The organism is Pseudomonas sp. NY8896, assembly GCF_039634505.1.
In genome coordinates this window covers 3,936,034-3,949,804 of record NZ_CP132350.1, presented here as the reverse complement: position 1 = coordinate 3,949,804, position 13,771 = coordinate 3,936,034, and the positions used below count along the sequence as shown (strand labels likewise).

The window sequence follows — 13,771 nt, the reverse complement described above, 5'->3', positions numbered from 1 at the left end:
AGACTTCGTCATCAAGGGAGGACGCTTCATGGGAGGCGATATCTCGCAGTTCAGTGCATCGCCCGCAGCCAAGCATCACACCTGGACCTTGGCCGCCTATCGCTACATGGCGCGCAAACGCTTGGGCAAGAACACGGCCATCGACCTTAAAAGCATCGCCACCAAGAGCTGGGACATAGCCCCTGGCGAAGCCACGGTTTCGCCGCCAGCCATTTTTCTGCCCGGCCAGCTGGAACGGGTGACAGGCTGGGAAGGCAAGCGCTTCTACCCCTACGTGCACCCGGCACGCACCATGGAAGGCGGCGTCAATACGCTGCAAGGGCCAACCCGCGGCTACCTGATCAAGGATGTGTGGCTAATCGACGGGGCGTTGTACAAGGGCAAGGCCAGCCATTGGTTGTCACTGAAGCCAAGCACCTTCCCGACCATCATCGTCGACAATGAGATCGACCGCGCGGCTATCTACTGCACGCAAAACGGCAACTCGTGGTTCGGCACCTGGCTGATGGAAGATTGCCCGACCTATGCGCTGGCTTGTAACGAAGGTATCCCGGTGACCACCGCACCTTCTGCCCGGTTTCCACTGTTTACTCAGGCACCGGCCTATGAGGAGTTGCTGGGTATGAAACCGCTGCGTTTGCGCAGTGCGTTCTTCCGTGAGCTGGTGCTGTTCGATGACCAGAGCAACAACCGCAGCCGGCATGCCCGCTATCGTGCGATGGGCGACAAGCTGCTTTCGCATGTGCCGCATGCGCAACATCCTGGGGTGTTCCTGCTGCGCGGTGGTGATGGCGACCTGCGCCTCTTGCGCAACGAGCTTGAGCTTGCCGAGCACTTGCGCGTTACCCGTGGTTTTCGCATCGTCAACCCGCTGAAGTCCGACCTGCCGAGTATTGTCGCTGCCTGCGCCGGTGCCCAAGTGGTGATCGGGGTAGAGGGCAGCCAGTTGGTGCACGGCGTGAATGTGCTGCAGGCAGGCGGTTGCCTGCTGACCTTGCAGCCACCTAACCGCTTTGTCAGTTACTACAAGTACCTGACGGACCGCGACCACCAGCATTTCGGTTTCGTGGTCGGCATACCGGAAGGTGACGGTTTTCGGATCGATATCGGCGAGGTAGAGCGCACACTGGACCTGTTCCCACGCTAAGTGTGTAGTATTCGGGCACATGGCTGCGGCGGGCGAGGCGAAGGATGATCGAGGTATCACGGTTCTGGCGCGACCCGGCGCTGCCATTCGTCGAAGCCCGAAGGGTAGGGGACGGGCGCAAGGTGTGTTACGCCGCGCACGCCCACGAAAGCTTCTCCATCGGGGTGATCACGGGTGGGCGCAGCACCTACCTTAACGCCGGTCAGGGTGTCGAGGTGACGGCGGGGACCACGGTGCTGATGAACCCGGGTGTGGTGCATACCTGCAACCCTGTTGCCGGGGAGCCGTGGTCCTACCTGATGCTGTTCGTCGACCAGCCTTGGTTGCAGGCCTTGGGGTTTGCCTTGCCGGCGCAGACCTGGAGCCGTTCGCCGCTGTTGTACCAGCGGCTTTTGCAAACCTTCGCCGACCTGTTCGATACCCGTCTGCCAGATCGCGAAGCGCGCCTGGCGGCTTTTTTCAGCGGATTGCCGAAATTACTGGGTGGCAGTGCCCCTGTGAGTGACGAGGGCAACCCTCGACTGCAGGCGGCGGCAGCATTCATACGCGCCCACCGCAGTGACGCGTTGAGCCTCGAGGACATCTGCGCGGCCTGCGGCCTGTCACGCTCCTACCTGATTCGTGCGTTCCGCCAACATTTCGGCCTGACCCCGCATGGCTATCTGCTCGACCAGCGCGTGCAGCTGGCCAGGGCGCGGCTGCGGCAAGGCCGGGCGATTGCCGAAGTGGCACAGGAGGCCGGGTTTGCCGACCAGGCGCATTTGCAGCGGGCATTCAAGCAGCAACTGGCGGCGACACCAGGGCATTATCGCAATGCGCTTGGCTGAATGATCAGGTAAACCGCACTGGCAATCAGCAACACGGCCAACCCTCGGTTCAGCAGGCGCATATGCCGTGGATTGCCCAGATACCGCCGGATCACGCTCCCGGCCCACGCCCAGCAGGCCACCGAGATGAAACAGATTGGCCCATAGATCCAGGCGAACAGCCACAGCAGGTGCTGTTCACCGCCGGTGTAGGCGCCCACGCCGGCGACTGCTGCCAACCAGGCTTTGGGGTTGAGCCACTGCATTACCGCGCCCTGCCAGGCTGAAGGGGCCATGGTCGGGTGTTCGCTGCCCAGGTTGCCATCGTCACTGGCCAGTTTCCACGCCATGTACAGCAGAAATGCCACACCGCTCCAGTGCAACAGCAGGCCCAGCAAAGGCCAGCGCAACATCAGCTGATGCACGCCCAGCCCGACCAGCACCAGCAGCAGGCAAAAGCCCAGCGTGGCGCCGGCCACATGTGCCAGGCTGGCGCGCAGGCCGTGGCGGGCACCGCTGCCTAGTGCGACGATGTTGACCGGGCCGGGGGAAATCGAGGCCGCCAAGGCGAAGGCGGCCATTGACAAGGACAGGCTCATGAGGGAAATCCGAATGGCTGAAGGAGGGCTTCATCCTCGGGCATCCGCTTGCAGAGGTATTGAACAAAAGTACCCTCTCCACAACTGGAAGCGTGCAGTGCAGAGGTGTTACAGGTTTTGTAATAGTTTTGCGCTACTAGAGAAACCTGCTGTGCTTGTAGCATCATCCTCCCAATTTGTTATCAAGGTCTATATGAGCACCTTCGCGGAGCCCCCCAGTTTTCGGCCGTTTCGGCCATCCTTTCCCTGTCCTTGTGACGCCTTCCTCGTGAGTACCCGCTAATGGAATGGCTAGCCGACCCAACGGCCTGGCTAGGCCTGTTGACGCTTATCGTCCTTGAGCTGGTGCTGGGTATCGACAACCTGGTGTTCATCGCCATCCTCGCCGACAAGTTGCCGCCTCACCAGCGTGATCGCGCACGGGTCATTGGCCTTGGCCTGGCGTTGATCATGCGTCTGGGCCTGTTGGCCAGTATTTCGTGGATGGTCACACTTACCGCGCCGCTGATCGACGTATTCGGCAAGAGCTTCTCTGGCCGTGACCTGATCATGCTGTTCGGTGGTGTATTCCTGCTGTTCAAGGCCACCATGGAGCTGCATGAACGCCTGGAGGGCCACGTGACACAGGCCAGTGGCACATTGCGCCATGCCGCGTTCTGGCCGATCGTCGCCCAGATCGTGGTACTGGACGCGGTGTTCTCGCTGGACGCCGTGATCACGGCGGTGGGCATGGTCGATGAGCTGTCGGTGATGATGATCGCGGTGATCTTCTCGATCGGTATCATGATCGTTGCCAGCAAGCCGCTGACCCGTTTCGTCAACGCCCACCCCACGGTAATCATGCTGTGCCTGGGCTTCCTGATGATGATCGGTTTCAGCCTCACTGCAGAAGGCCTGGGCTTCCATATCCCGAAAGGCTACCTGTATGCGGCGATTGGCTTCTCGATCCTGATCGAGCTGTTCAACCAGCTGGCCCGTGCCCGCCGCAAGCGCAGCTTGCAGCAGCATCGACCGCTACGCGAACGTACTGCCCATGCGGTGCTGCGCCTGCTGGGCGGCCGCCGGATCGAAGCTGACGAGGTGGGTGAGGAAATCGCCGATCTGGTCGAAGGTGGCGAGGAACAGGTGCTGTTCGACCGCCGTGAGCGGGTAATGATCAGTGGTGTGCTGAACCTGGCAGAGCGGCCGATCCGTACGGTGATGACCGCGCGTGCCGAGGTCGATGTGATCGACCTGGCACAGCCGGCCGAGGCCATTACCCAGGCCTTGGTCAACTCGCCGTACTCGCGCCTGCCGTTGATCCGCGATGGCCGTGTGGACGAACCCTTGGGTTTTGTGCACAAGAAGGAATTGCTCAAGGAGCTGCTGTCGGGCGACCAACCCGATCTGGAAAGCATGGCCCGGGCGCCGTTGAACCTGCTGGAGAGTTTCAGCATCCTCAATGCCCTGGAGCAGATGCGTGGCCAGTCGACCCACATCGCATTCGTGGTCAACGAGTTCGGCGACTTTACCGGCCTGCTGACCATGACCGACATCCTTGAGTCGATTGCCGGTGAATTGCCGGATGCGAGCGAGGTAGAAGGCCCCGGCATCGTTCAGGAGGGTGAAGCCTTTGTGGTCAGTGGTGCACTGAACTTGAGCCAGGTGCAGGCCCGTACAGGCTTCAGTGCCCGTGCTACCGAAGATTACCAGACCCTCGCGGGCCTGGTGATGAGCTTGCTCGACCGCCTGCCGATGGTGGGTGATCAGTTGGCCTGGAACGGCTGGATGCTGACCGTGGAGGCGGTTGAAGAGCGGCGGGTGCGCCAGGTTCGGCTTACACCGAACGGCGGCGCTGACGCAACAGGTGCTTGAAGCCTTCGAGCACCAGCACCAGCACTGCGGCCCAGATTGGCAGGTAGGTCAACCACTGATCCGGGCCGATGGTTTCGCCCAGCAGTAATGCCACCCCCACCAGCAGCACGGGTTCGACGTAGCTGAGCAGGCCGAACAGGCTGAATGGCAACATGCGGCTGGCCAGTACGTAAGCGATCAGGGCCGAGGCGCTGATCGCCCCAAGGATCGGGATCAGCGCATACAGCCCAGGGTGTGCTTGCAGGTCGGCATTGGATAGCGGGCCCTGGATAACGAAGTACAGGGCCCACGGCAGCAGCAGGCACATGTCGCACCACAGGCCACCCAGGTGGTCGGTGCGGCAACGCCGGCGCAGCACGAAGTAGATCGGGTAACCGATCGTCACCAACAGGGTTTCCCAGGCAAAGCTGCCATTTTGGTACAGCTCGTGGCCCACGCCCAGCGCGGCGCAAGCCACCGCCACCTTCTGCAGGCGCGACAGGCGCTCGCCATACACCAGTCGCCCGGTCAGGACCATGGCCAGCGGGAGCAAGAAGTAGCCCATCGACACTTCCAGGCTACGCCCGTGCAGGGGCGCCCAGAGAAACAGCCACAGCTGCACGCCCATCAGCCACGAAGTACCGACCATGCCGAGCAACAGCACCGGCGTGCGCTTTACCCGGCCCAACAGCTCGCCGACCCGTTTCCAGTCCTTCGAGACAAGCATGAACAAGGTGAGGCAGGGCAGCGTCAACAGGGTGCGCCAGCCAAAGATTTCTTCGCCATCGAGTGGCTTGAGCAGCGAGGTATAGAAGTACATCACGGCGAACAGACAAGACGCCATGACCGATGAAACAATGCCTTTTGACACGAATGCCTCGAATACGGGAGTTGAGCGAGTGAATCAGCCGCGCATGATCTCAGGGGCAGCGCCTTGCGGCAACTGCGCAGCGCCCGGGCGTGTGGCCAGGGCTTCAAGGAACTGGGCAGCTGGCATGGGCCTGGCGAACAGGTAACCCTGCTGGAAGTCCACCCCATGCTCGGCCAGGTAGTCGCGCTGAATGTCGGTTTCGACACCCTCGGCTACGATGCCCAGGCCCAGCTTGGCCGACAGCTCGATGATGCTTTCGAGAATGTGCACCGACAGCGCATCGGCACCTATCATGGCGACGAAACTCTGGTCGATCTTCAGGTAGTCGACCTTGAATTGCCGAAGGTAGTTGAGGCTCGACTGGCCGGTGCCGAAGTCGTCGAGGGCAATCATTACGCCCATGGCATGCAGTTTTTCGAACAGTTCGAGGGCCACGGGCGTGGGTTCGATCAGTTTGCGCTCGGTCAGCTCCAGGGTGAGTACCACCCGGCCGGGCGGAAAGTGTTGCAGGAACGTACGGCAGTCATCCAGCAACCTGAGATCGCGGCAATGGTCCGCGGTGATGTTGATACCAACATGAAAGCCGTCCTCCATCAGCCCGGCATAAGGTGCCAGGCTTTGCGCGGTATGCGTCATCAGCGCCCGGGTCATGGCGACAATCTGCCCGCTGTGTTCTGCATATGGGATGAACAGGTCAGGGCGAACCAGGCCTTCTCGTGGATGATTCCAGCGCATCAGCACTTCGGCGCCGGCCCAGCGGTAATCGCCTTTGCGTACCACCGGCTGGAAGTACGGCAGAAACTCATCGGCCTGCAGGGCGCGATCCAGTTCGGCACGGGGGGAGGTGACGCGACGAATCTGCCAGCGGCATGCCAGCGCCGCCACAACCCCCAGCACCAGCAGCAGGCTGAGCAGGGCCGGGTAGTGGCTGCGTAACAGTTGGCCTTGCTTGTTGGCGCTGTAGCCGCCCTGCACGCTAAACGGGTATCGCGTGGAGCCTAGCAACACGTTGGCGCTGGAGGCGGCAGGTGGTACGCCTTTGTGCACCACTCCGTCTTTGCCCATCCAGGCGTCGCCGACGCGGATTTGCAGTTCTTCATCGGGGCCGATCAGGCGCAATGCCGTCAGCAGGTGGTCGCCATCCACCGTGGTGATTGCACCGTGGTCACCATCGCTGGCACGGTATACCAGTAGCGGGTGGCCAGGCGTAACCGAATTGCCGTCCATCAGCCATAGCTTGCCGTCTACGTAGTCGGCTGCATTGACCGGTTCCTCGAACTCGCCGAACAACGAGGTGCAATAAAGGTTGTTGTGCCTGAACAGGTTGGTCGAGCGCACGAAGGCATTGCGGGTAACCTGGGCCCGCAACGTGAGCTGGGCTTGATCGCAAGCGCTGCCAGCCAGGGGCAGCAGCGCATTGGCAGCAGCGGACAGGTTGTCGAGGATGCGCTCGACGTGCTCCACCGCCTGCCGGGTGGTGGCCTGGCTACTGGCTTGCATTTCGCGCTCGATCTGCCAGTTCATCACGCCCAGGCCGCACATTACCGGCAGTACGCCGACGACCCAGGGCAACAGGGTACGCCAGCTGAGCGCGGCGCGGCGTTTGGTGGTGAGGGGCATGCTGACCTGACTACTATGAGGGATAAACGAGAGGATAGCCGTTTGCCTGACCGTGCGAGCAACTAAAACGCGACAAAAATTTTTACGCAATGTAGAATCGGTTTACGAATACAACAATAAGGTCCTTCATTTCCGAAGGATCAAGCCCGCCGAGAATGGGTCCATATGACATACCATGGGTTCAAGCTGATCATAGGTGGCTTCCTCGCTCGCAGCGTGCGGGGCATCCCGTGCTCACCGCCGTTTTTGTTCCGCATCCCACGCAATCAATAATATTTCGCTGCAGATGAGGACACGAACATGGCTGATATCTTCGACAATCCAATGGGCCTGATGGGCTTCGAATTCATCGAACTGGCTTCGCCGACCCCTGGCGTACTTGAGCCGGTCTTCCAGATACTGGGTTTCACCAAGGTGGCTACCCACCGCTCCAAGGATGTACACCTCTACCGTCAGGGTGGCATCAATCTGATTTTGAACAACGAGCCCAAGAGCATCGCCTCGTATTTCGCGGCTGAGCACGGCCCGTCTGTCTGTGGTATGGCATTCCGTGTACGCAATGCCCATGAAGCCTATGCCCGTGCCCTCGAATTGGGCGCCCAGCCGGTGGAAATCGAAACCGGCCCGATGGAACTGCGTCTGCCAGCGATCAAGGGTATTGGTGGCGCACCGCTTTACCTGATCGACCGTTTCGAGGAAGGCAGCTCGATCTACGACATCGACTTCAACTTCATCGAAGGCGTGGATCGCAACCCGGTGGGCGCCGGCCTGAAAATCATCGACCACCTCACCCACAACGTCTACCGCGGACGCATGGCCTACTGGGCCGGCTTCTACGAGAAGCTGTTCAACTTCCGTGAAATCCGTTACTTCGATATCAAGGGTGAGTACACCGGCCTGACGTCCAAGGCCATGACCGCTCCTGATGGCATGATCCGCATCCCGCTCAACGAAGAGTCCTCCAAGGGTGCCGGGCAGATCGAAGAGTTCCTGATGCAGTTCAACGGCGAAGGCATCCAGCACGTGGCCTTCCTGACTGATGACCTGCTCAAGACCTGGGATGCCCTGAAGGGCTTCGGTATGCGCTTCATGACCGCGCCACCGCAAACCTACTACGAAATGCTCGAAGAGCGCCTGCCTGGTCACGGCGAGCCGGTCGATCAACTGCAAGCGCGTGGCATCCTTCTCGATGGCGCCTCGCAGCCCGGCGACAAGCGCCTGCTGCTGCAGATTTTCTCGGAAACCTTGCTTGGGCCGGTGTTCTTCGAGTTCATCCAGCGCAAAGGTGACGACGGTTTTGGTGAAGGCAACTTCAAGGCATTGTTCGAATCCATCGAACGGGACCAAGTTCGCCGTGGTGTACTGAGCACCGACTGATGCCGCTCTGGGTAGCGCCTGCCTTCATGGGTTGTTGGCGGCGCTCTCAGGCTTGCAGGAGCGGGTCCTGAACAGGCCCAGATACACGATCAAGCTGGTCGCGATCCCCACCAACATCAACGATGGCAGGATCTGCAGCATGGACTGGCGTATTTCCTGGGCGGTGAAACCCTGTGCATAGCCGCCTTTGATTCTGTATCCATACTTGGCCGACAAGGCGTTGGCCAAGAACTCGGACTGCGAGGGGGGCTGTGCGTCACGGCTATCACCCTTGCTCCAGATATAGCGATCGTCGAACTCCACTACCAGTGTCAGCCCATCCTGAAAAGCATCCAGTTCATTGCGCAGCTGTGAGGCATACGCGGTCACGATTACGCCGACGCCATTGCTTTGCAGGTAGAAGTTGACCAGCAGTTTGCGGCGGTTGTCGGGTTGCCCATAAGACAGTTCGACCTGTTGGCCCGACAGCGTCAAGGACGACAAGTAGTCCATTGAGCCTGAAGCGCTGCTGCAGTAAGCTTCATTGTCCTCCACCAAGGTCAATGACCTGAGCATGGAGCGGCTGACAACCTGGTCCTGTAAAGCGCTTCTGACGTTTTCGCAGGGCTTGCCGGCAAGTGGCAATGCGCGATGGGCAGCCTCGCTCAGCCTGTTCAGCGCCTGATCGATGCTGAACACCGCTTCCCGAACCGAGATGTTCGCGTTTTCCGCAAGTTTCATTTCCAGTTGAACAATCATTACCAGCAAACCGGAAATCACAGGTACAAGGCCCACAGTGGTGAGTAGCAGCAGCTCCCGCATGCGGCGCCCGGCGTGCAAGATTTTCAACATAGGACAAGGGTTCTCCGGCCCGAAGCTGTTCGCGTTGAACAGCTGAGCCTTGAGCCTATGTTTTCAATGAGCTGCCTGCTGTAGTCCGCGTGCAGTCTGCTCGATAGGAAACCTACAAGGTTAATGTAAGGTTTTACTTGCCCTGGAGTTTCGCGAGGACTTTTTCGGCGAGCAGCGCGGTAGAGGCAGGGTTCTGCCCGGTGATCAGTCGACCATCATCGACCACGTATGGCTTCCATGGATCGTCATGCTTGCTGTACACGCCGCCACGGCCACCCAACTCGTTTTCTGTCAGGAATGGCACCACGTTGTCCAACTCGACCAGTTTTTCCTCGATATTGGAAAAGCCGGTTACCTTCCGATCTTTCAGCAGCAGGCTATTGTCGCTGAGCTTGATGTTCAGCAGGCCGACCACACCGTGGCACACTGCGGCAACAATGCCGCCATTTTCGTAGACCTTGCGTGCCAGCTCCTGCAGCGGTTGGTTTTCGGCAAAGTCATACATCACTCCGTGCCCGCCTGTGTAGTAGATGACGCTGTATTCTTCGGCCTTTACCTGGCCAGGGCTAAAGGTGCTGCCCAGGCGATTCATGAAGCCCTTGTCGTCATACCATTGCCAGTCCAGGTCGGGGGCCATCTGCAGGCTGTGTGGGTCGATGGGGATGTAGCCGCCCTGTGGGCTGACATAATCGACCGTGTAGCCGGCCTTTTCGACCTTCTCGACAAAGTGCACCGCTTCGCCCAGCCACAGCCCGGTCGCCCGACTCAGCGTCGGATACTTGGCTGTATTGGTCAGTACTACCAGTATTTTCTTGCTCATGACCACGCTCCCGTCGGCAACCTGAATGGGCCGTTGCTCCCTGGCCCGAGGAAAAACCTAATGAGCATAGCTGCCACCAGCCAGGGCGTCATGGTGTGCGATGCATGCTGTGCTAAGTTGAATGAATTCACAGCTGGAGCCACGACATTGGTCGCAAACGGTACGCCACGCGAGCCTGTACCGCAGGCTATACGGCAGTCGCTTGTTTCGTCATCGATCAAGCCGATGGGGGAACGCATCGCCCAGTTCGAGTGGGGGCATACCTCGCTCGGGCCATTGCCGCGCTGGCCGGCTTCATTGCGCATTGCTGTAGACATGATGCACTTGTCGCCGTTCCCGTGTGCGGTGGTCTGGGGGCCTGACCTCTGTGTGGTGCACAACGATGGCTATCGGGCGCTGCGGGCTGTTACCCATGATGCGCTGGGTAAGACGTTCGATGCCCTTTGGCATGATGTCTGGCCAGCAGTGGGGCCTTGGGTGTTCAACGTACTTGAGGGGCGCTCGAGTTTCGTCGAGGACCCACCCCTGCGAATCGTCCGGGGCGAAGGCGCCGAGCCGCTATGGTGCGCGTTCGGTTATGCCCCCCTGCATGATGAACTCGGTAACGTGGCCGGGTTTCTGCATACGGTGATCGAAACCACGGCCAGCGTCGAGGCGCACCGTCACTGGCGTGAGCAGGCGCAGGGATTTGAACGGCAGGTCGAGCGCCATGTGGCCGAGCGCGAGCAGTTCTGGCAGCTGTCGCGCGACGCCATAATGACGATTACCCCGGAACTGAAACTGCATGCCGCCAACCCGGCCTGGCACCGCATTTTGGGGTGGCCTCAAGAACAGGTGCAGGACATACCGATACTGGAGCTGGTTCACCCCGCCGATCGTGTCGAAGTGCAAGTGGCAGTGTCGGGGCTACTGCAAGACAGTCATGCGGAACAGATCGAGACCCGTCTGCGCCACCGCGATGGTCACTACCACTGGTTTTGCTGGAGTGCGCGGTTTGATGGCAGCCTTCTGAACGTGGTTGGCCGGGACATTACCGCAGAGCGCGAAGAGGCTGCACGTCAGTCCGAGGCGCTGATGCGCAGCAGCGAGCGTATGGAGGTGGTAGGCCAGTTGGCGGGTGGCATGGGCCATGAAATGAACAACTTGCTGTCCGGTATTGGTGGCAGCCTCGAATTGCTGCAGCGGCGCCTGCAGGACGGGCGCCTGGAGCGAGTGGAGGCTTATGTGGAGGTCGCGCGTGACTCAGTGCAGCGTGCGATGGAACTGACTCATCGCTTGCTTGCGTTTTCTCGCCATCAGCCGTTGGCACCTGGACCGCTGAATTTCAATCGGCAGTTACGTCAGAGCGAGCCGCTGTTATTGCAGGCGCTGGGGGCAGAGATGCGTTTGCACTGGCAACTGGATGTTGCGCACTGGGCGGTGAACTTGGACGTGCGCCAGCTTGAAAATGCGCTGATCAATTTGTGCGCCAATGCCCGTGAGGCATGCCTGGCGCAAGGCAATGTCACCATCAGCAGCGTCAACGAACGGCTGACTGCCTTTTTCCCGGATGAGGGTGGCTTGCCCCCAGGCGACTACGTGGCTTTGCATGTCGAGGACGATGGCCATGGCATGGCGGCGGTAGATATCCCCAGGGCATTTGAACCGTTCTTCACCACCAAACCCGTCGGGCGTGGGTCCGGCCTTGGTTTGTCGATGGTTTATGGCTTTGTCGGCCAGTCGGGCGGGTATGCCTGGATCGAGTCGACCCAGGGAAAGGGCACCAAGGTTTCCATGCTTTTCCCTCGGTGCCATGAGCCGGTACCGGACGAGGTCACGCCGGCACCGCGTCCGCAGCGTATGGCAAGAGGCGAGCGCCTGCTGTTGGTCGATGATGAGCTTAACTTGCGCGCGGTGATGCGCGAATACCTGACTGAGCGTGGTTTCAACGTGACCGACGTGGGCGATGCCAATACTGCGCTGGACCGCTTCCGCCATGGCGGCCCCTTCGATTTGGTAATCACCGACATCGGCCTGCCGGGTGGTTTCAGTGGTCGGCAAGTGGCCAAGGCCATGCGCATGCAACTTGAACAGCAGAAGATTCTGTTTATCACAGGCTATGCGGATCAGCCGATTGAAGCGCAACTGCTCGGCCAGCCGGGCACGGCGTTAATGAATAAACCGTTCTCGCTGGCGGACCTTGCCGACGAAGCGATACGCGTGCTTGATGAGTAGGGCGCTTCAGGGCTTGCCAAGAATCTGCGTCACTTGGGCCTGCAACTGCTTCAGTTCGAACGGTTTGCAGATCAGGTGCATGCCCGTGCCCAGGAAGCCCTCACGGGCCATGGCTGTCTCCGCATAGCCGGTGATGAATAGCACTGGCAAGTGCGGTCGCAGGCTGCGAGCAATTTCGGCCAGTTGCCGGCCATTCATGCCGGGCAAGCCAACATCGCTGACCAGCAAGTCTACCGCTTGTGCCGAGCGTAAAACTTTCAAACCCTCGTTGGCATTGGCGGCGCTGTGGCAGGGGAAGCCGTCGTCGCGCAGAGCCTGGCACAGCAGATGGCGCACATCAGGGTCATCTTCGACCACCAAGACATGCCGGCTACAATCGCCTTGTTTGGGAGGCGTTGGGCTGGACACTCGCCGAGCTTCACCGCGATGGCGGGGCAGGTACAGTTCTACCTGGGTGCCTTGGCCAAGCTCGCTGTGCAGCGTGACATGCCCGTGGGATTGCTTGCTGAAGCCGTACACCATCGACAAGCCGAGCCCGATCCCCTGGCCGGTCGCCTTGGTGCTGAAGAACGGCTCGAAGGCGTGCTCCAGTGTGCTTTGTGCCATGCCCTGGCCGTCGTCGATGATCCGCAGGCGCACATAATCGCCCTCGCGCAGAGCGCCGTCGGCGAATTGCTCGGTGGCGATGTATTGATTGCTCGCCTCGATGCGCAGTAGACCACCACTGGGCATGGCCTCGCAGGCATTGAGCAGCAGGTTGTCCAGGGCTTCGTGCAGCTGCTCGTCGTCTGCCTCCACAGGCCAGAGCCCTTTGGCAACCTGCACCTGCAGGGCTACCGCCGGGCTCACCCGAGCCTTGAGGCGCTTTGCCTGCAGAAGTGTATGCAGGTCGATTCGTTCGTTATGCAGCGATTGTCGGGAAGAGAATGCCAGCAGGCGGTGTGTCAGGCGGGCGGCGCGTGCTACAGCCTCGCGGCCCATGCTCAGCACGCCGTCCAGGCCGTCGCTGCGGCCTTGGTACAGGCGCCGCTCGATCAGTTCGAAGCTGCCACCAATGCTGGTGAGCAAATTGTTGAAGTCATGGGCGACGCCGCCGGCCAATTGGCCGATGGCTTCCATCTTGCGTACTTGGTAACGGGAGAATTCGCTGTGCTGCTGTTCTTCGTTTGGCGGCTCAAGCTGGGTGTCCAGGCGCTGCTGCAGGCCATGGAGCTGGTCACGTATCAGGTATTGCCTGCGGCGGTTGCGCAGTGCGGACTGGGTCATGTGCAACAGCTGGGCGTGTTCGAAGGGCGCAATCAGCAATGCCAGGTTGCCCACGGGGTGATTAGTCGCGCCAGTGGCTGACCAGGCGCCCTGGGTCACCAGTACGATGGGCAGGTCCGACCAGCTTGGTTGCTGGTCAATATAGGCTTGCAGCGACTCGCATGGGCCATGGCTGAACACTTGTTCGGCAATGATCGCCAAACCTGCGCCTTCGGCCAGGCGCGCCTGCAGGTTGGCCATGTCGACCGCACACAGGCTTTCGATGCCGGCGCGAGCGAGCAGGTTCGAGGTGTCCGCCGCCAACGGCGGGGGTGCCAGAATCAACGCACGTTGATCCAGCGTCAACGAACTGGCCAAAACGGCTCTCCTGTAGGGTGGCCTGTTATC

At 60.4% G+C, this 13,771-nt stretch carries 11 protein-coding genes; 5 read left to right on the top strand and 6 right to left on the bottom strand.

Annotation, left to right across the window (positions count from 1 at the left end; translation table 11 throughout):
- Positions 1–28: 28 nt before the first annotated feature.
- Positions 29–1,147 (top strand): glycosyltransferase 61 family protein, encoded by a 1,119-nt coding sequence (locus tag Q9451_RS17675; protein ID WP_012272137.1) that lies wholly within the window; start codon positions 29–31, stop codon positions 1,145–1,147.
- A gap of 44 nt (positions 1,148–1,191) precedes the next feature.
- A complete protein-coding gene (locus tag Q9451_RS17670) occupies positions 1,192–1,974 on the top strand; it encodes an AraC family transcriptional regulator (protein ID WP_012272138.1) in 783 nt (260 codons plus the stop codon).
- Here the strand turns inward: Q9451_RS17670 and Q9451_RS17665 are convergent.
- Entirely contained in the window at positions 1,953–2,552 is a 600-nt protein-coding gene (locus Q9451_RS17665) for a LysE family translocator (RefSeq protein WP_012272139.1), read from the bottom strand. The two genes, Q9451_RS17670 and Q9451_RS17665, sit on opposite strands and share 22 nt — an antisense overlap.
- A gap of 282 nt (positions 2,553–2,834) precedes the next feature.
- On the opposite strand from Q9451_RS17665, the gene Q9451_RS17660 reads away from it, so the two are divergent.
- Positions 2,835–4,406, top strand: a complete 1,572-nt coding sequence (locus Q9451_RS17660; protein WP_012272140.1) for a TerC family protein — start codon at positions 2,835–2,837, stop codon at positions 4,404–4,406.
- Here the strand turns inward: Q9451_RS17660 and rarD are convergent.
- Both rarD and Q9451_RS17650 read right to left on the bottom strand, forming a co-directional pair.
- Positions 4,369–5,256, bottom strand: a complete 888-nt coding sequence (gene rarD, locus Q9451_RS17655) for an EamA family transporter RarD (RefSeq protein ID WP_041166484.1) — start codon at positions 5,254–5,256, stop codon at positions 4,369–4,371. The genes Q9451_RS17660 and rarD overlap by 38 nt on opposite strands.
- A 33-nt stretch (positions 5,257–5,289) precedes the next feature.
- On the bottom strand, positions 5,290–6,876 hold the full coding sequence (locus tag Q9451_RS17650; RefSeq protein WP_012272142.1) for a cyclic diguanylate phosphodiesterase: 1,587 nt from the start codon (positions 6,874–6,876) through the stop codon (positions 5,290–5,292).
- Positions 6,877–7,176: 300 nt separating this feature from the next.
- Between Q9451_RS17650 and hppD the strand changes: the two genes are divergently transcribed.
- Positions 7,177–8,253 (top strand): 4-hydroxyphenylpyruvate dioxygenase, encoded by a 1,077-nt coding sequence (gene hppD, locus Q9451_RS17645; protein WP_012272143.1) that lies wholly within the window; start codon positions 7,177–7,179, stop codon positions 8,251–8,253.
- A 24-nt stretch (positions 8,254–8,277) separates the two neighbouring features.
- Here hppD and Q9451_RS17640 read toward each other — a convergent pair whose 3' ends face one another.
- Complete coding sequence (locus Q9451_RS17640; RefSeq protein ID WP_012272144.1) at positions 8,278–9,084, bottom strand: CSS-motif domain-containing protein; 807 nt, start codon at positions 9,082–9,084, stop codon at positions 8,278–8,280.
- 133 nt (positions 9,085–9,217) lie between these two features.
- Complete coding sequence (locus Q9451_RS17635) at positions 9,218–9,904, bottom strand: type 1 glutamine amidotransferase domain-containing protein (protein WP_012272145.1); 687 nt, start codon at positions 9,902–9,904, stop codon at positions 9,218–9,220.
- Positions 9,905–9,994: 90 nt separating this feature from the next.
- Here Q9451_RS17635 and Q9451_RS17630 point away from each other — a divergent pair, with 90 nt between their 5' ends.
- Entirely contained in the window at positions 9,995–12,118 is a 2,124-nt protein-coding gene (locus Q9451_RS17630) for an ATP-binding protein (RefSeq protein ID WP_012272146.1), read from the top strand.
- A gap of 6 nt (positions 12,119–12,124) precedes the next feature.
- On the opposite strand, the gene Q9451_RS17625 is transcribed toward Q9451_RS17630, so the two are convergent.
- Positions 12,125–13,741, bottom strand: a complete 1,617-nt coding sequence (locus tag Q9451_RS17625) for a response regulator (RefSeq protein WP_012272147.1) — start codon at positions 13,739–13,741, stop codon at positions 12,125–12,127.
- Positions 13,742–13,771 lie beyond the last annotated feature (30 nt).

What these genes read in the sequence shown, in the direction of transcription:
- Q9451_RS17675 (WP_012272137.1), top strand. Translation starts at nt 29, where the DNA reads ATGGGAGGCGATATCTCGCAGTTCAGTGCATCGCCCGCAGCCAAGCAT.
- Q9451_RS17670 (WP_012272138.1), top strand. Translation starts at nt 1,192, where the DNA reads ATGATCGAGGTATCACGGTTCTGGCGCGACCCGGCGCTGCCATTCGTC.
- Q9451_RS17665 (WP_012272139.1), bottom strand. Translation starts at nt 2,552, where the DNA reads ATGAGCCTGTCCTTGTCAATGGCCGCCTTCGCCTTGGCGGCCTCGATT.
- Q9451_RS17660 (WP_012272140.1), top strand. Translation starts at nt 2,835, where the DNA reads ATGGAATGGCTAGCCGACCCAACGGCCTGGCTAGGCCTGTTGACGCTT.
- Q9451_RS17650 (WP_012272142.1), bottom strand. Translation starts at nt 6,876, where the DNA reads ATGCCCCTCACCACCAAACGCCGCGCCGCGCTCAGCTGGCGTACCCTG.
- hppD (WP_012272143.1), top strand. Translation starts at nt 7,177, where the DNA reads ATGGCTGATATCTTCGACAATCCAATGGGCCTGATGGGCTTCGAATTC.
- Q9451_RS17640 (WP_012272144.1), bottom strand. Translation starts at nt 9,084, where the DNA reads ATGTTGAAAATCTTGCACGCCGGGCGCCGCATGCGGGAGCTGCTGCTA.
- Q9451_RS17635 (WP_012272145.1), bottom strand. Translation starts at nt 9,904, where the DNA reads ATGAGCAAGAAAATACTGGTAGTACTGACCAATACAGCCAAGTATCCG.
- Q9451_RS17630 (WP_012272146.1), top strand. Translation starts at nt 9,995, where the DNA reads ATGGTGTGCGATGCATGCTGTGCTAAGTTGAATGAATTCACAGCTGGA.